Source organism: Kitasatospora sp. NPDC057500, from assembly GCF_042802195.1.
GTDB lineage: Bacteria > Actinomycetota > Actinomycetes > Streptomycetales > Streptomycetaceae > Kitasatospora.
This window is the reverse complement of the sequence record NZ_JBHVER010000095.1, coordinates 1-16,224: the sequence shown is the minus strand read 5'-3', so window position 1 is coordinate 16,224 and position 16,224 is coordinate 1. Positions and strand designations below refer to the sequence as shown.

The 16,224-nt window shown below is 74.3% G+C and carries 13 protein-coding genes; 1 reads left to right on the top strand and 12 read right to left on the bottom strand.

Annotated elements, in window-relative coordinates:
- Nucleotide 1: 1 nt before the first annotated feature.
- The 12 genes from ACFU74_RS20830 to ACFU74_RS20775 all read right to left on the bottom strand — a co-directional run bounded on the left by ACFU74_RS20830 (nt 2) and on the right by ACFU74_RS20775 (nt 15,412).
- A complete protein-coding gene (locus ACFU74_RS20830; RefSeq protein WP_380758781.1) occupies nt 2–871 on the bottom strand; it encodes an SDR family NAD(P)-dependent oxidoreductase in 870 nt (289 codons plus the stop codon).
- On the bottom strand, nt 868–2,163 hold the full coding sequence (locus ACFU74_RS20825; protein WP_380758778.1) for an MFS transporter: 1,296 nt from the start codon (nt 2,161–2,163) through the stop codon (nt 868–870). Before ACFU74_RS20825 ends, ACFU74_RS20830 begins: the two co-directional genes overlap by 4 nt.
- On the bottom strand, nt 2,160–3,410 hold the full coding sequence (locus tag ACFU74_RS20820) for a phenylacetate--CoA ligase family protein (RefSeq protein WP_380758776.1): 1,251 nt from the start codon (nt 3,408–3,410) through the stop codon (nt 2,160–2,162). The genes ACFU74_RS20825 and ACFU74_RS20820 overlap by 4 nt, the downstream gene beginning before the upstream one ends.
- Nucleotides 3,407–4,438 (bottom strand): RimK family alpha-L-glutamate ligase, encoded by a 1,032-nt coding sequence (locus ACFU74_RS20815; RefSeq protein ID WP_380758774.1) that lies wholly within the window; start codon nt 4,436–4,438, stop codon nt 3,407–3,409. Before ACFU74_RS20815 ends, ACFU74_RS20820 begins: the two co-directional genes overlap by 4 nt.
- A complete protein-coding gene (locus ACFU74_RS20810) occupies nt 4,435–5,871 on the bottom strand; it encodes a KamA family radical SAM protein (protein ID WP_380758772.1) in 1,437 nt (478 codons plus the stop codon). The genes ACFU74_RS20815 and ACFU74_RS20810 overlap by 4 nt, the downstream gene beginning before the upstream one ends.
- A 6-nt stretch (nt 5,872–5,877) precedes the next feature.
- Nucleotides 5,878–7,614 (bottom strand): class I adenylate-forming enzyme family protein, encoded by a 1,737-nt coding sequence (locus tag ACFU74_RS20805; RefSeq protein ID WP_380758770.1) that lies wholly within the window; start codon nt 7,612–7,614, stop codon nt 5,878–5,880.
- Between the two features lie 101 nt (nt 7,615–7,715).
- Nucleotides 7,716–9,086: a flavin monoamine oxidase family protein gene (locus tag ACFU74_RS20800; protein WP_380758767.1), complete on the bottom strand. Its 1,371-nt coding sequence runs from the start codon at nt 9,084–9,086 to the stop codon at nt 7,716–7,718.
- Nucleotides 9,083–9,325 carry a phosphopantetheine-binding protein gene (locus ACFU74_RS20795; RefSeq protein WP_380758764.1) on the bottom strand — a complete coding sequence of 81 codons (243 nt, stop codon included), beginning with the start codon at nt 9,323–9,325 and terminating at the stop codon, nt 9,083–9,085. The genes ACFU74_RS20800 and ACFU74_RS20795 overlap by 4 nt, the downstream gene beginning before the upstream one ends.
- Before the next feature lie 102 nt (nt 9,326–9,427).
- Nucleotides 9,428–10,957 carry an amino acid adenylation domain-containing protein gene (locus tag ACFU74_RS20790; protein ID WP_380758762.1) on the bottom strand — a complete coding sequence of 510 codons (1,530 nt, stop codon included), beginning with the start codon at nt 10,955–10,957 and terminating at the stop codon, nt 9,428–9,430.
- Nucleotides 10,958–11,466: 509 nt separating this feature from the next.
- A complete protein-coding gene (locus tag ACFU74_RS20785) occupies nt 11,467–13,044 on the bottom strand; it encodes a S41 family peptidase (protein WP_380758760.1) in 1,578 nt (525 codons plus the stop codon).
- Complete coding sequence (locus ACFU74_RS20780; protein ID WP_380758758.1) at nt 13,041–14,642, bottom strand: amidohydrolase family protein; 1,602 nt, start codon at nt 14,640–14,642, stop codon at nt 13,041–13,043. The genes ACFU74_RS20785 and ACFU74_RS20780 overlap by 4 nt, the downstream gene beginning before the upstream one ends.
- Nucleotides 14,642–15,412: a uracil-DNA glycosylase family protein gene (locus ACFU74_RS20775; protein WP_380758756.1), complete on the bottom strand. Its 771-nt coding sequence runs from the start codon at nt 15,410–15,412 to the stop codon at nt 14,642–14,644. Before ACFU74_RS20775 ends, ACFU74_RS20780 begins: the two co-directional genes overlap by 1 nt.
- A gap of 235 nt (nt 15,413–15,647) precedes the next feature.
- Here ACFU74_RS20775 and ACFU74_RS20770 point away from each other — a divergent pair, with 235 nt between their 5' ends.
- A complete protein-coding gene (locus ACFU74_RS20770; RefSeq protein ID WP_380758754.1) occupies nt 15,648–16,190 on the top strand; it encodes a hypothetical protein in 543 nt (180 codons plus the stop codon).
- Nucleotides 16,191–16,224 lie beyond the last annotated feature (34 nt).

The following is a 16,224-nucleotide window of genomic DNA, read 5'->3' as shown; positions in this document are numbered from 1 at the left end:
ATCAGTTCGGGTGGTCGGTGCGGCCGATCCAGCTGCGGGCGAGGGCCTGGACGGCCGAGCCGTCCGGGTCGGCGAGCTTGTGGGCCAGGTGCTCGGCGGCCCAGGCGTTGGTGGGGACGCGGAAGGCGGGCCGCTCGGCGCGCAGCGTGCGCACCACCACCTCGGCGACCTCGCGGGCCAGCTGCCCGGCGGCCTCCCAGCCCTGGCCGCCGACCCGGGCGAGGTAGTCGGCGAAGGTCGGCGCGTACGGGCCGGAGGCGGCCGCGATGGTGCGGCGGTCGATGTCCGGGAAGACCCCGAAGGCGGTGTCGGGCACGAAGCCGGGGACGACGACGGAGACCCGTACGCCGTGTGCGCCGGCCACCGGGGCCAGGCTCTCCATGAAGCCCTCGACGGCGGACTTGGCGGCGCAGTAGGCCTCGTTGAACGGCTGGCCGACCACGCCGTGCACGCTGCCGACGGTGACCAGCCGCCCGCCGGAGGCGCGCAGCAGGGGCAGCGCGGCGCGGCTGACGGCGATCACGCCGAAGAAGTTCACCTCCAGGTTGGCCCGCAGCGCCGCGTCGGTGGACATCTCCAGGGTGGGGTCGAAGTTGGAGACGCCGGCGTTGTTGACCACCGCGTCCAGCCGCCCGTACGCGGCGGCCACGCCGTCCACGCAGGCGGTGACGGACGCGGGGTCGGTGACGTCGAGCGGGCGGACGTCCAGGGTGACCCCGGCCCGCTCGGCGGCCTCCAGCAGGGCCTCGGCGCGGGCCGGGTCGCGCAGCGTGGCGACGGTGGTGAACCCGGCGCGGGCGGCGGCCACGGCGGTGGCCAGGCCGATGCCGGAGGAGCAGCCGGTGATCAGCAGGACGTCGCGCGCGGTCATGACGTGCTCTCCGACAACTCGGGCTCCTGGCCGGCGGGTTGGCGCTTCTCCTCGCGGGCGGCGGCGTCCAGCCGGGACTGGATGCCGAGCGCGGGCAGGAAGGAGCAGGCCGCCAGCAGGGTGCCGCCGGCCATCACCCAGCGCGCGGCGTCCCGGATGCCCAGCGGTCCGGTGAGCGCGGTCACGGCGAGGCCGCCGACCAGTGCGGCGAGCGGGATGACGCCCCAGGTGACCGTGCGGAACGCCGCGTGCAGCACGCCCTGGTGCTCGGCGGACATCCGCGACTGGCGGGTGGGGGCGCTGCACACGTTGATGCAGGACATGAAGAAGCCGTAGCAGCCCATGGTCACCGCGATCACCGGCCCGGCGGGCAGCGCGGGCGCGGCCAGCACGCCCAGCCCGACCAGGCAGTGCAGCAGCAGCGACCAGGCCAGGGTACGCCCCAGGCCCAGGCGCGCGCTGATCCGCGGGGCGACCACGGCCCCGATCAGCGCGCCCACCGCGCCCACCGACATGGCCGCGCCGAGCACCCCGACCGACACGCCGAGGCCCCGGTAGGCGAGCACCGGCAGCACCGTGACGAAGATCGGCCCGCCGGAGTTGAGCGTGACGGCCGCCAGCACCACCCGGCGCAGCACCGGATCGGCCCAGTTCATCCGGAACCCGGCGGTCAGCCGCTCCCAGACGGTGCCCTCGACGACGGTCCGCTCGCCCCACCGCGGCATGGCGCGGAAGCAGGCGGCGGAGACCAGGTAGCTGACCGCGTCCACCAGCAGCGCGCCCACCCCGAGCGCGCTGTACAGGCCGGCGGCGATCGAGGGCCCGGCCACCTCGGACACCGAGTTGCTGCCTTCGAGTCGGGAGTAGGCGCGCACCATCCGGTCCTCCGGCACCACGGCCGGGACGGCGATCAGGTAGCCGACGTTGAAGAAGATGGTCGCGCCGCTGATCACCGCCACGCAGCCGAACAGCAGCGCGGTGGAGAGGAAGTCCAGCCAGTACGCGAGCGGGATCACCAGGACGGCGGCCAGCCGCAGCAGGTCGCAGACGAGCATGGTGCGGCGCTTGTCCCAGCGGTCGACCAGCACGCCCGCGACCGGCCCGAGCAGCGGGATGCCGAGGTACTGGGCCATCGCCACCACGCCGACCTGGAGGGCGGAGGAGTGCAGGACGAAGATCATCAGGGTGGGGACGACGAACACGGTGATCCGGTCGCCGACCACGCTGACCGTCTGGCCGGCCCAGAACAGGTTGAAGCCGCGCCCCAGGTCCTCCGGGCGCCGGGGCTTCACGAGGCCTCCCCGGCGGCCCGTCGGAGGTCGCGGACCACGAAGGAGGCCGTCTTGCCGGTTCGGTCGTTGGAGACCAGCGCATCCGTCACCCGGACCGTGACGTGCTCCGGGTCGTGCTGGAAGGCGGTGCTCAACGTGAAGGTCGCGGAGAGCAGTTCGGCGCGCAGCGCCGCCGCGTCCACCGCCGCGTCCGGGCCGGCCAGCAGCAGGACCTCGACCCCGGTGGCCCGGCCGCCGTCCTCGGTGACCACCACCTGCGCCCGGGAGACGCCGGGCTCGCGCTCCGCCCGGGCCACCAGTTCGTCCACGTGCAGCCCGAGGCCGCGTACCTGCACGACGTTGTCGCGCCGCCCCAGCACCCGCATCGCCCGGCCCGGCCGGCCGCACGGGCAGCTGGTCAACTCACCGGCGTCGCCGGTTCGGTAGCGCAGCACCGGGTTCAGCATCTCGGGGTTGAGGGTGGTGAAGTCCAGCAGTCCGTCCGGGCCGGCGTGCACCAGCTGGTCGGGCAGCGGGTGGAAGGTGTCGGCGGGGCAGTCGGGCGTGTTGGTGCCGACCACCCAGGTCTCGGTGGAGCCGAACATGCCCCAGCGGCGGGCCTGCGGCGCGACGGCCGCCAGGTCCTCCTCCAGCTGCGGCTGCCAGGCCTCGCCGAGCCAGAGCACCTTGCGCAGGGCCGGCAGCTTCAGCCCGGCGGCGCGGGCGTGCGCGAACCACAGCCGCAGCACGCTCGGGGTGCCGCCGATCGCGGTGACGCCCCGGTCGGCGAGGAAGGCCAGCCAGTCCGGGTACTCCTCGCGGGTGATCGAGCCCAGGGCGATCACCCGGCAGCCCGCCCGGTCGGCGAGCGCGGCGGCGAGGAAGTGCGCGCCCCACATCCGGCCGGCGCCCCAGGCGTTGGCGAACACGTCGTCGCGGTCCAGCGCCTGCCAGTGGGCCTGCACCCCGGCCATGTAGAAGCCGGTGGGCGCGTAGCCGACCTTGGGCGCGCCGGTGGAACCGCCGCTCTGGAACAGCCAGGTGGCGGCGGTGCCGGAGCGCGGCTCCAGATGGGCGAGGGCGGTGTTGAGGTCGTCCTTGAGCAGCGGCGGCAGGGCGGCCAGCGCGTCGAGGGTGCGCACGCCGGCGGGGTGGCCGGCGTAGCGCCCGGCGAAGGCGGGCACCGTCCGCAGCAGCTCCAGGGTCCGCTCCGCGACGTGGAGTCGCGGCCCGGCCGCCTCGGGCGGCAGGGAGAAGGCGTCGGTCATCGGGCTTCCGATCGGGGGGTGGTGGAGAGGGGGCGGTTCGCGAGCCACTTGGCGTGGGCATCCCGGTAGGCGGTGAACCGGGCCCGGGTGATGTCCCGTTGCAGGGTGCGCCCCGGGTCGTCGAAGTCCGGGGCGATCACGCCGTCCGGCTCCAGCTCCGAGAACCAGTACCGCTCGCCGTCGTACAGGAAGTCCACGCAGAAGAACGGGATCGCCAGCTTCTCGGCGAAGTACGCGGTGGCCTCGGCCAGTTCGGGCGGCACCGGCGGGAAGTCCATCGAGCCGCCGCGGCTGGCGTTGGCCACCGGCGAGCCAGGCTCGGGCACCCGCCGCAGCACCGCGTACGGCTCGCCGTCGACCACGTAGACGCGGTAGTCCACGGTGCCGTCGCCGAGGTAGGGCTGGGCGACCAGCGTGGTGTCCCCGCCCTGGGCGAGACTGGCCAGGCCCCGGACGTCCTCCGGTCCGCGCGCCAGGTTGATCCCGCCGCCGCCGCACCAGCCGGCCGGCTTGACGATGGCCGGGTAGGTCAGGCCGCCGAGGGCCACCTCGTAGCGGTGCTTGGCGATGTCCCGGCCGGTGCCGATCCGGACCGACGGGATCGGCGGCACCGGCGAGTCGGCGAGGTGCAGCACGGTGGCCAGCTTGTCGTTGCCGATCAGCGAGATCTGCGGCGGGAACGGCAGGTAGAAGCCGGCCTGCTCCAGCACCGCGTACAGCGCGTACTGGTTGAAGACGTCCATCGACTGGTACGGCAGCGAGTAGAGGGCGGTGATGAACAGGGTGTCCTGCGGGGTCACCGGCTCCTCGTCGACGTACACCCGGGGGTGCGCCGGGTCGGTGGCGTCCACGGTGACCGCGTCCGGCGCGTGCCGGCACCAGGTGAGGCCCAGCTCCCCGGCCACCTCGGCGTAGAGGTCCCAGAAGAAGTGGCGCCAGGTCGCGGTCATCCGGGTCGACTCGCGGTCGGGGAAGATCCAGCACATCCGGCGCAGCGGGCCGGGGTCGTGCGGGGCTGTGGCGTTCACCGTGCTGCTCCTTCCTGGGGTGCGGGGTGCCCGGCGCGCTCCGCCCACCAGCGGCGGCCGGACTCGGGCAGGGTGTCCACCGGGTCGTAGTAGGGGTGCAGGCGCTCCAGCGCGTCGCGCCCGGCCGCGGCGGCACCGGCCTCGCGGGCCTCGGGGCCGGTGCGGTAGTTCTTCGTCCAGTACGAGATGCCGCGCTCGCGGTCGTACGCCACCACCTGGTGCACCCAGCGCTTGCCGAGCAGCGGCACGTCGCAGACCAGCCGCGGGGTGGCGTAGCCGGGCAGGTAGCCCATGATCGCCTCCTGGAGGCGCTGCGCCTGGTGGAGGCCGGTGCGCCAGTGCTCGGCGTTGGGGATCATGTCGCAGAGGTAGAAGTAGTACGGCAGGATGTTGGCCTCGCCCTGGAGCGCGAAGCAGAGGTCCAGCAGGTCCTCGGGGGTGTCGTTGACCCGCCGCATCAGCACGCCCTGGTTGCGTACGTCGCGCACGCCCGCGTCGAGCAGCGCCCGGGCCGCCTCGGCGACCAGCGGGGTGACCGAGCGGACGTGGTTGGCGTGGGTGTGCACGGCGAGGTTGACGGCCCGGCGGGCGGCGATCACCGCCACCCGGTGCACGCCCTCCAGGACCCGGGGTTGCAGCCAGTGCTGCGGCAGCCCGACGACGGCCTTGCTGGCGAGCCGGATGTCGCGCACCGACTCCAGTTCCAGCAGCCGGTGCAGGAACGACTCCAGTTGCGGCCACGGCACATTGGCGAGGTCGCCGCCGGAGACCACCACGTCGCGCACGCTCGGGGTGCGCTTGAGGTAGTCCAGCATCTGTTCCTGGCGGTGCTCGGGCCGCAGCACCAGCCGGGTCTTGGCGACCTGGGGGGTGGAGGTGCCGACCAGGTCCATCCGGGTGCAGTGGCCGCAGTACTGCGGGCAGGTGGCGACCAGTTCGGCCAGCACCTTGGTCGGGTAGCGGTGGGTGAGGCCCTCGACCACCCACATCTCGGCCTCGTGCAGCGAGTCGCGCTCGGCCTTGGGGTGGCTGGGCCAGTGCGGGAGCCGGTCGGCGCGCACCGGCAGCATGTAGCGGCGCACCGGGTCGGCCAGGAACGCCGCGGTGAACGCCTCGGGGGTGGTCGGGGCGTGCGCGGCCACGGTGTTCAGCATCTGCGGCGGCACCAGCAGCGGCATGGTGGCGAACTCGGCCTGATCGGCGTCGAGTTGCTCGTAGACGTCCGAGGTCAGCAGATCGCCGGCGACGGCCCGCAGCTGGCGGGTGTTCTTGACGCAGTGGGCGCGCTGCCACTGGGCGTCGCGCCACTGGGCCTCGGTCACGTCGCGCCAGCCCGGCAGCCGGCGCCAGTCCGGCTCGATCAGCGGCGTGCGGACGTACTGGTAGGGCTGCGCCGGCGCGGGGTGCGCGGCGGCGGCGTGGTGGTCGTCCATCGGGGGCTACTGGCCGGTGAAGAGGGTGGCGAAGCGGGTGCGCAGTTCACGCTTGAGCACCTTGCCGGTGGGCCCGAGCGGGAACTCCTCCGGGGTGCGGGCGATCCGGACGGCGGCGAGTGCGGCCAGGCCCGCCGCGGCGAGCGCCTTGTTGGCGGCCTCCAGTACGTCCGCCTCGGTGGCTTCCTGGACCTCGTGCTGCAACTGGACGACGGCAATGGGCCGTTGGCCCTCGCCGGCGGCTCCGGGTACGCCGACCACCGAGCAGTCCCGGACCAGGGCGTCGCAGTCCGCCAGCAGCACCTCCTCGACCGGCAGGCTGTAGACCGGGCCGGCCGGGGTGTCGATGACGTCCACGGTGCGGTCCAGGTGGTGGAACCGGCCCTCGGCGTCGCGCCGGGCGACGTCCCCGGTGAGCCAGTACCCGGCCAGTTCGAAGCTCGCGGTCAGCCGGTCGTTGTTCCAGTAGCCCGGTGTGCGCGAGGGCGAGTCGACCGCCAGCAGTCCGACCGTGCCGTCCGGCACCTCGTGGCCGTCCTGGTCCAGCACGGCGGCCCGGCGCACCACCTCCAGCGGTCTGCCCACGCAGCGGTCGTCGCGCACCGACTCCGGCGTGGTGACCTGGCCGAACAGCGCCATGCCCATCTCGGAGGAGCCCAGGCCGTCGACGAACTGCGAACCGGGCAGGGCGGGTTGCTCCGCCCGCTCCTGCGGCAGCAGCCAGGGCCGGATCAGCCCGGCCGGGCGCTCGCCCAGCCGCACCAGGCGCCGGATGTGCCCGTAGTGGGCGCTGTCGCCGGTGTTGAACCAGGAGTGGACCTTGGCGGCGCCCTTCACCGGCGGCTCCCCGGTGGCGAGTTCGACGAAGGTGCGCGGGAAGGAGGCGACCATGGTCGGCTGGAAGGCCTCCATCACCGGCTCGACCACCGACCGGCGCCAGTCGGCCATCACCACGGTGGGCAGGCCGAGCAGGGTGGCGGTGAGGAAGTAGCTCAGGCCGCCCGCGTGGGTGTGCGGCATCAGCGACATCAGCCGGTCGTACGGCTCGGCCGGGAAGCGCACCATGCGCGGCTGCTTGCCGTCCCAGAACTGGCGGTGCGCCAGCATGGTGGACTTCGGCGTGCCGGTGGTGCCGGAGGAGTGGATCAGCGCGACCACGTCGTCCGGCGCGTGCCGGTACGGGTACTCGGCGGGCCCGGCGCCGGCGGCGTCCGCGTCGAAGGCCTGGACCTCGGCGGCGAGCGCCAGGAACCGGGGCCGGCGCTGCGGGTCCCGGCGGTAGGCGGCGGCGAGCCGGGTGGTGTCGTCGGCCACCACGCCGACCACGCCGACGTGGTTGAGGTAGCGGACCATCACGTCGTGCCGCATCGCGTCGTTGACCAGGGCGGGGACGGCGCCCAGCGCGGTGAGCGCGAGGAAGTGCAGCAGCGGCTCCAGGCCCTCGGCGATCACCACGGCCACCGGCTCGCCGGGGCGCACGCCGTTGGCGTGGTACCAGGCGGCGTAGCGGTCGCGCAGTGCGGCCAGGTCGAGCAGGCTGTGGCCGCGCAGCACGACGGCGCCGCGGTGGTCGGTGTGGTGGCTGTAGGCGAACGGGACCGCGCGGTTCGGGTTCACGGCGATCGCGTGGTCGAGGAAGTTGCCGGCCCCGAGGCCGGGTTCGGCCATCAGCCGCTCGCGCGCGGCGAGCGGCGCGATCGGGGAGGGCGCGGCGCTGCCCAGGGGGGAACTCGGGTCGCTCATGGCGTCTCCTGAGAAAGGGGGGTGGGCCCGCGGTTCTTGTGGAACGGGAGCGCGGGCTCGGGGGGAAGCGGTGCCGGACGGTGCTGTCGCCCGGGGCGGGATCAGACCCCGCCGTCGAGGATCTGCGCGACGGCCCGGTGGCCGGAGCGGATCGCGCCCTCCAGCAGGCCGAAGAACTCGGTACTGGTCTCGGTGCCGGCCCAGTGCACCCGGCCGTGCGGCGCGGTCAGCGTCGGACCGAGCCGCAGCCAGTCGCCCGGCCCGAACAGGGCCGCGTAACAGCCCTTGCTGTAGGGGTCGTTGACCCAGTCGGTGACGTGGAAGCCGACCGGTTCGGGAAGCATCGGGAAGAGCCGCGCGGCCTGCGCGAGGGCGGCTTCGCGCTGTTCGCGCGGGGTGAGGGCGGCGTAGCGGTGCGCCTCGGCGCCGGTGACGAAGCCGGTGAGCACGCCGACCGCCGCGCCGGCGGGGGAGTCGTCCACCGTGGAGAGCAGCGGCCCCTCCGCGTTGACCGACCACCCGGAGAGCCCGTGCTCGCGCCAGAGCGGCGACGGGTAGACCAGGTTGACCTTGACCGCGCAGCCGCGCCCGGTCCGCCCGCCGGCCCGGCGGGCCGGCGGCTCGGGTCCCAGGTCGAGGGCGTCGGCGAGCAGCGGCGGCAGCGCCACCACGGCGGTGTCGGCCCGGTACGCCGCGCCGCGCTCGGTGTGGACGGTGACGCCGTCGGCGTCCTGGGTGACGGCCCGCACCGCCTCGCCGAGCCGGAGGGTGCCGCGGTGCCGTGCGGTCAGCCTGGCGGCCAGCCGCTCGCAGAGCAGGTGCGCGCCGCCGGCGACCCGGTCCTGCTGGGCGCCGCCCTCGAAGGCGTTGAGATAGCGCAGGCCGCCGCCCGAGCGCAGGTAGAAGGCCATGTGCAGGACCGAGACGTCCGCCGGGTCGGCGGCCATCATCTCGCCGAGGAAGAGCGGGAAGAACAGCCGGGCGTCCGGGTGGGCGAGGGAGTGCTCGGCCCACTCGGCGGCGGTGAGGGCGTCCAGGCGGGCGGCGTCCGGGGTGAGCCAGGGCGCCTCGGGGCGGACGGCGGCGGTGAGTTCGGCGAGGTGGTCGAAGAGTTCGCCGAGCGCCACCGCGTTGAGCGGCGGGAACCGGCCGTCCCGGGTGGCGTGTTCGCCGTCCCCGGCGCCGGCCCCGAGGGCGAAGCGGCTCGCGCCGAGCATCGTGGTGGGGGTGGTGTGGAGGTTCAACTCCTTGATGAGGTTCAGGAGTTCGGTGTGCCGGGCGCCGAGGTAGGCGGCGCCGGCGTCGATCCAGGCGCCGGGTTCGACCTCGATCCCGCGGGTCCGCCCGCCGACCCGCTCGCGGGCCTCCAGCACGGTGACCTCCACTCCGCGGGCCGCCAGCCCCTCGGCGGCGGTCAGCCCCGCCAGTCCGGCGCCGACGACGACGGCGGAACGCGCTCTGCCGCCGCTCATCTGACGGCCGCGATCAGCTCGACCAGGCCGGCCGGGGTGGGCGCGAGCACGAAGTCCTCGAAGGACAGCTCGACGCCGTAGGTCCGGGCGACGGCGCTCAGCACGCGGGTGGCGATGAGGGAGTCACCGCCCAGGAGGAAGAAGTCCGAGTCCGCCGTGACGTCGTCGCTCTCCAGGACGCGGCGGAAGATCGCCGTCACGCCCTCGGTGTCGGCGGGGGTGGTGTCTACGCTGCTCACGAGGCTCTCCTTGACCGTCGGGGTGCGGTGCGTCGCCGGGGCGGCACCGGGGGAGGGTTTCAGCGGGGGAGGGGTTTCGTTCGTTCGCGTGCGCCCGGGGCGCTAGGGGTGGGCCGGGGCGGGCGCCGGGGGTGTCGTGGCCGAGTGGCGGCGGTGCGAGGCGGCCCGGTCGACCTTGCCGCTGGCGGTGAGCACCAGTTCGGCCACCACGGTGATCCGGCTGGGCACCAGGTGGCTGGGCACCCGGTCGCGCAGGTAGGCGCGGACCTCGGCGTCCAGCGTCCCGGCCGCCGCCCCGGCGCGCGGGACCACGTACGCGACCAGCGCGGAGCGGCCGGCGACGCTCGCCCCGGTCACCGCCACCGCGTGCACGCCGGGGTGGCCGGCGATGTGCGACTCCACCTCGGCCGGGTCGACCCGGATCCCGCGCACCTTGAACTCGCCGTCCAGTCGGCCTCGGTGGGTCAGGACACCGTCCGGAGCGCGGCTCACCCGGTCGCCGGTGCGGAACCAGCGCAGGCCCTCGGCGTCCTCGCTGAAGCGGGCCCCGGTGGCCTCCGGCAGGCCGAGGTAGCCGAGTGCCACGGCGGGTCCGCCGATGATCAACTCGCCTTGCTCGTCGATCCGTTCGTACACATGGGGCAGGGCCCGGCCGATCGGTACCCGGTCGCCGGGCGCCCAGGGGCGCGCCCGGGCTGCGGCCAGCGGTCCGTGCAGGTCGACGGCGTGGGTGATCAGCGTGGTCTCGGTGGACCCGTAGGTGTTGAGCAGCCGGATCCGCCCGGTGTCGAGGGCGGCCCAGTCGGCGAGCCGGGCCGGGTTGGCCGCCTCGCCGCCGATGACCACCAGCCGGATGCAGTCGGGTGGCGCGACGCCCTCTTCGGCGAGGTGGCGGACCAGTTCGTGCCAGAAGGCGGTGGGCAGGTCGAGTACGGTGACCCGCTCGCGCTCGATCATCCGCAGGAAGCGCGGGAACGACCCGCTGTGGGCCTCGCGGTCCAGGACGAGCGCGGCGCCGGCGGTGAGCGTCGGCAGGATCTCCTCGAAGCAGGTGTCCCAGTTCAGCGAGGCGAACTGGAGCACCCGGTCCTCGGGGGTGAGGGCGAACAGGGTGCGCAGCGAGTCGACGGCGGCGGAGATCGCCCGCCGCGGGGTGACGACGGGCTTCGGCTGCCCGGTCGAGCCCGACGTGAAGAGCAGGTAGGCCGGCTGCTCGGGCTCGTAGGGTCGCCCGCCGACCCCGAGGCTTTCGGCTAATCGCGGTAACGCCGGCGGCTCCGCGCCGAGTTGTGGATCGAGGCCGACGGCCGTCCGGCACCCGGCCGCCGCCAGCATCTCCCGCTGCCGCTGCGGCGGGAAGGCCGGGTCCACCGGGCAGTACGCCCCGCCGGCGGCCAGGATGCCGAGCAGCCCGACGACGGTGTCCGGCGTGTGCACCGCCGGAACCGCCACCACGCCGGGTGCGGCGCCGAGTCGGTCGGCCAAACGGCTTGCCGATGCCTCCAGTCGGCGATAGCTGAGGTCCTGTCCGTGGTGGACGATCGCCGGTCGCGCGGGATATCGGCGCACGGTTTCCGTGAACGCGTCAATCAAGTCGGAAGTGGCCCCGTGGATGTTGCGGTTATTTGTCATGCCCGCCCCAAAGAATGCCGTGCGAGCACGTGTTCGGTGCTCGGCGGACCGGGACTCTACCCGCCGGGACTGCGGAGCCACAATGGTTGTTGAGGATGTCGCTTCAAGGATGTGTGGTTGACATGTGAACGGGACTGGCTCCATCTGGACGGGTTGCTGTGACCCGAGTGGCGACGGAAGGTGGCTAGCCGGTCACGGTCTGATCCGGCCGGCGTCGGTCGGCCGGTCGGCGGGGCGGCGCTCAGGACGGCGACCGAGGCCGCCGGCGGCAGGGCGCGCAGATGCTTCATCGTTCCCCGTTTCGGGAATCCGGGAATCCGGGAATCGGTCGGTGAAGCGGTGCTTCGATGGCGAATCGCCGGAATCACCGTGGTGCCCGCAACCCGGAGCCCGCGCTGCACGCAGGCGTGAACCACTTCTTCGGGGTGCATCCGGTTCAATTGATCTGACGACGAATCAAGTCACCCGGGAGAAGGAGGTGTTCCATTGGTGAAGGACGCCGGTCGGGCTCAGTGCAGCAATGCCGCGGCAGCCGCCAGCAGGTCCTGGTTGTGGCCGAGGACGTCGCGCCTGGTGAGCCGGTGCAGCGGGTCCGCCGTCACGCCGAAGTCCTCCAGCGGGACCCCGGTGTTGCCCCCGGCCCGGGTGGCGCGGCGCAGGGCGACCCGGAAGCCGGCGCCGCGCGGCAGCGGGCCGAGCAGGTCGGGCAGCCAGACGCCCAGCAGCTCGTACGTCCAGACGTTGGCGCCGCCCGCACCGGTGGTCCCGGCGGTGCCGAGGACGGGGCCGAGCCCGTTGTCCGCGAAGCCGGCGGCGAAGATGTCGGCGGCCGAGTAGGTGAGCGCGTCGACGATCAGCACCTTGGGTCCCCGGTAGCGCGGCAGCCCCTCGGCGACCGCGTCCGGGTCGGTGAGCGCGAACGCCTGCGAGTACGGCTCGCCGGTCTCCACGGCGTCGCGGATCGACGGCGCCCACGGCCGGAAGGCCGGGTTGGCGCGGGCCAGGGCGAGCGCGGCCCGGGTGGTCGGCAGCGAGAACCGGACCGGGGCGACGGGGCCCGTGCTCAGCACCCGCAGGGCCGCCTCGGCGGCCAGGATGTTGCCGCCGGGGTTGCCGCGGACGTCGACGATCAGCCCGTCCGGCGGCGCCTTCGCCGCGAGCGCCGCCACCTGCTCGGCGAACCGCCGGGCGCTCGCCACGTTGAACGAGAAGACGCGCAGGTACCCGTACGGGCGCCGGCCGCGCGTCCTGCGGTACGCGAGGACGTCCCGGGGTGCCCGCGCCGCCGAACGGCGGGCCGGGGCCGGGGCGAACAGCGCGCGCTTGGCCTGGCGGGTGGCCTCGTTGCCGGCGTCGATCCCGAGGTGGGTGCCGGCCGTGGGCACCGGGTCCTGGTGGCGCCCCCCGTGCCGGTCGGCGGCGCGCACCCGCCACGGAACCCGGGTCTCGCGCAGCCGCCCGTCGGGCGTGCGGTAGGTGAGCAGGACCCACCGCTCGTCCGGCGGGGGAGCGGTCCGCAGCGGGCGCAGCGTCAGCGACTCCAGCCCGCGGGCCAGCCGCGCGTCGGGGCTGCACCCCGCCTGCGCGGCGGTGCCGCGTTCGACGGCGCGCTCGACGGGGACGCCGTTCCACAGCTCCAGTTCCACGCCGGCGTCGAAGTCCGCGTGCCGCAGCGCGTCGTCGATCCGGGAGACCGGGTAGTGCGGCGTGCCGTCCGCGTCGTGGTAGCGCTCCACCAGGAAGCCGAGCACGGCGACCTGCCCCCGGTACGGGTCGGGGAGCTGGTAGACGGTGTGCAGGTCGCGCAGGTCCCGGAAGACGGCGGCGAGTTCGGCGTGGAACTGGAGCTCGCTGAGGGCCGGGACCCGCCGCTCCAGCAGCCGCAGGCGCTGCACCGGGTCGGTGGCGTAGCGGGCCCGCTTGAGCGGCAGGTGGACGTAGAGCTCCTCGACGACGACGCGGGCGGCGGTCACCAGCCGGTAGCGGTCGGCGAGCGGCAGCGGGTCGGCGGCGGCCCGGGCCATGAAGGCGTCGAGCCCGGTGGAGTCCGGCAGGGCCCGGCTGGGAGCGGTGTACCGAGGGCTCACGGGTAGCGCGCCTCCAGCCGTCGCAGCTCCGGGATCCCGCTGCGGTCCAAGGCGGCGAGGAAGGCGGCGTCGTGGGTCAGTGCGTCCGGCTCGGGGATGACCAGGCCGGCCGGGACGTCGTCGGTGCCGGCCAGCGCCGCCGCCTCGCCCTCGGGCATGTCGCCGAACAGGGCGAGCGGTGCGTCGGGGTCGTCGAGCGGTCCGCCCCACGCCGCCAGCGCGTCCTGGGCGTCGCGGAACGCGGCCTGCGGGTCCTGGCGTACCTTGTCCAGCGCCCGCTTGACCCCGGCCCAGTCCCGGGGCCCGCCGTCCGGTCCGGTCCCGCCCACCCCGTCCAGCGCCACCCGGCGGCGCAGCCCGGGCGCGGGCTGGATCGCACTGGTCGCGCCCGCCCCGGCGGCGGTCATCAGCGGCTGCGTGCCGTAGCGCGGCCGGCCGCGGGAGACCACCAGCAGGACGTGGCGCTCGGTGGCGTCGATGACGGCGCGGTACACGTCCTTGCCGGGCTGCCCGCGGTCCAGCACCAGCAGGTCGGCGGCGCTGCCGGCCTCCAGGCGCCCCACCTGCGGCCCCCAGGCGGTCGCCAGTGCGTCGCCGGGGTTGGCGGTGACCAGGTCGCACAGCTCCCGGTCGTCGAAGTGGCCGCCCAGCTCGTGGGCGTTGAGGCCGTCGGCCACCTTCAGTTCGCCCAGCACGTGCTTGGTGCCCGAGGGCGACCAGTCGGAGCCGAGCGCGATCCGCAGCCCCTGCGCGGCCGCCGCGACCACGTCCGTCGTCTCGTGGTAGAGCCAGAGGTTGGAGAACGGCGACCACACCACGGTGCCGCGCTCGGCCGGGTCGACCGCCGCCACGGCGTCCTGCCAGGCCGCGAACTCGGCGGCCGTGAGCGCGGTGCCGTGCACGCAGACCAGGCCGGGCTTGAGGCAGGGTTCGAGGTCCTCGAACTCGCGGTGCACGTGCGACACCGGATTGGCCGGGTCCGGCTCCTCGGCGCGCCGCCCCTCCGCGACGTGGTAGATCAGCACCCGGGTGCCGTCGAGCTTGTCCGCGATCTCGTTGCGCAGCACCTCGGCGTCCTTCTGGAGCGCGGCGGTCAGCACCGTGTCGCGCCCCGCCGGCAGCTTCTCGATGTCGACGATCCGCAGCAGTCCGCCGTCGATCGGGCGGGTCGAACGCGGGGCGCCCTGGACCGAGGTGGTGCCGCCGACCAGCGCCTTCACCTCGATGTACGCGAGCAGCGCCTCGGGCGCGGCGTGGCCCAGCACCTTGGCGGGCCAGGTGACGGTGGTCGAGTAGTCGGGCGCGTCGTCCTCGTCCACCCAGCGGTCGTGGTGCAGGTACGGCACGCCGACCGCCTCCCACAGCGGCAGCGTGTGGTACTGGAGGTGGCCGTGCAGGTCGACCAGGCCGGGCAGCACCAGCGCGCCCGAGGCGGTGAGGTCGACCACCGGGGCGGCGGCGAACCCGGCGGGCGCGGGCTGCCCGGCCGGCTGCACCGCGTCCAGCCGGCCGTCATCGCCGACGTAGACCTCGCCGGGGTCGAGGACCCGGTGTCCGGCGTCGAAGGTGACGACGGTGCCGCGCAGGACGAGCGCCATCAGTCCGGCGCCTTCCAGAGCAGCGTGTGCCCGTCGTCCGGGGCGGGCCGGCGCACCGAGTTCTGCAGCCCCGCGTCCCCGGCGCGCACCCAGGCGTCGTCCCCCAGGAACGCCGGCGCGCCGAACGGCAGGTCGCGGCGGGGGATCGGGCGGTAGTCGGCCTCCTCGAAGACCTCGCCGTAGTTGGGGCCGGTGTTGTCGCCGTCGTCGTCCGGGGTGACGACGGGGCGCAGCGTCGTGACCGCCTCCCGCCAGCCGTTCAGCAGCGCCACCGGGTCATGGCTCGACGGGTGCGGCACCTTCGCCAGCACCGCCTGCTGCGGCCGGCCGTCCCAGAGCCGCACGGCCTCCTGCGCCATGAACCCCATCGCCACCACGGCCTGCAACTGGAGGCCGACCGCCTCGCTGAAAACCTGGTTGCGCCAATGGAGTTGGGCGGCGTCATCGAGCCGCTCCTTCATCGCCTGGGCGCGTGACGGATGCACCGCGTACGCCCACGCGTTGAGGCACACGTAGGAGCGCGTCAGCCCCAGCTTGCCGAGGAACCCCTGCACCCGCTGCCCCGCGTCACCGACCAGGCCGCGCCCCGCGACCCGCTCGGTCGGCCCCGGGTCCGAGGCCACCACCAGCACCCGCGCCGAGCCGTCCAGCCGCCCCCGGTAGAAGACCGGCCCCCAGTCGAACCAGAACGACTCCTCCTCGGGCGGATCCGGCACCCGCGCGAACAGATCCGCGAACGCGTCCGTCGGCCCCCGGTCGAACTCGGCCATCGCTCACCACCTCCTCAGCGGCGGCACCCCGGCCGTTGTGGTGTCCCTCCCAATGCACCACACCGCCACGGCCCCCGCAAACGGGTCCCCGGTTCGGACCTCCGGCGGATCCGGTGCCCGCGACCACACCCGTGGTCACCGTTCACTCGCGGTCACGTGCGTATGCGTCCGATCATGGCCGGATTCCCGACGGCGGGGCAGACGGGGCGGGGGCGGGTGCCTACGCTGGGCGACCATGTCGATTCCTGCCTCGGCGATGAGGCGTGTGCGTCTCGTCGCCGCACTGACGTTGTTCCTCGGTCTGCTGGGCTTCGGGGGGCAGGCCTTCGCCGCGCCCGAGCCCCAGGGGCCGCACTTCGTACTGAGCGTCGACCGTGCGACGCTCACGCCGGGACAGGCCGCCACGCTCTCCGTGACCTTCACCAACCGCCAGGCCACCCCGGTGAACTTCCTCTACGCGACGCTCTACACCCCGTTGTCCGGCCCCACGACGGTGCACAGCGAACTCACCGGCTGCTCCGGCGCGAGCTGGTGCGACTTCGCGGGCGCGAGTGCCCGCTTCAACCTGGTCGCACCGGAGGTTCCGATCGCTCCCGGGGACAGTCGCACGGTGACCCTGCCGTTCCGGTTCACAGCGGACTCGGACTGCACCACGGGGGCCTACCTGGGATTCCAGATCTACTACTTCTACTACGAGTACGCCCAGGGCACCTACCAGGGCGCCGTGGCCCTCGACCCGTCCGTCGTCAGCAGCCTGGTCTGCCCGCCCGCCTCGTAACGCCGTCCCTGTCCCTCCCCTGCTCCCGGTGGCC

What these genes read in the sequence shown, in the direction of transcription:
- ACFU74_RS20830 (WP_380758781.1), bottom strand. Translation starts at nt 871, where the DNA reads ATGACCGCGCGCGACGTCCTGCTGATCACCGGCTGCTCCTCCGGCATC.
- ACFU74_RS20820 (WP_380758776.1), bottom strand. Translation starts at nt 3,410, where the DNA reads ATGACCGACGCCTTCTCCCTGCCGCCCGAGGCGGCCGGGCCGCGACTC.
- ACFU74_RS20810 (WP_380758772.1), bottom strand. Translation starts at nt 5,871, where the DNA reads ATGGACGACCACCACGCCGCCGCCGCGCACCCCGCGCCGGCGCAGCCC.
- ACFU74_RS20805 (WP_380758770.1), bottom strand. Translation starts at nt 7,614, where the DNA reads ATGAGCGACCCGAGTTCCCCCCTGGGCAGCGCCGCGCCCTCCCCGATC.
- ACFU74_RS20800 (WP_380758767.1), bottom strand. Translation starts at nt 9,086, where the DNA reads ATGAGCGGCGGCAGAGCGCGTTCCGCCGTCGTCGTCGGCGCCGGACTG.
- ACFU74_RS20790 (WP_380758762.1), bottom strand. Translation starts at nt 10,957, where the DNA reads ATGACAAATAACCGCAACATCCACGGGGCCACTTCCGACTTGATTGAC.
- ACFU74_RS20780 (WP_380758758.1), bottom strand. Translation starts at nt 14,642, where the DNA reads ATGGCGCTCGTCCTGCGCGGCACCGTCGTCACCTTCGACGCCGGACAC.
- ACFU74_RS20775 (WP_380758756.1), bottom strand. Translation starts at nt 15,412, where the DNA reads ATGGCCGAGTTCGACCGGGGGCCGACGGACGCGTTCGCGGATCTGTTC.
- ACFU74_RS20770 (WP_380758754.1), top strand. Translation starts at nt 15,648, where the DNA reads ATGTCGATTCCTGCCTCGGCGATGAGGCGTGTGCGTCTCGTCGCCGCA.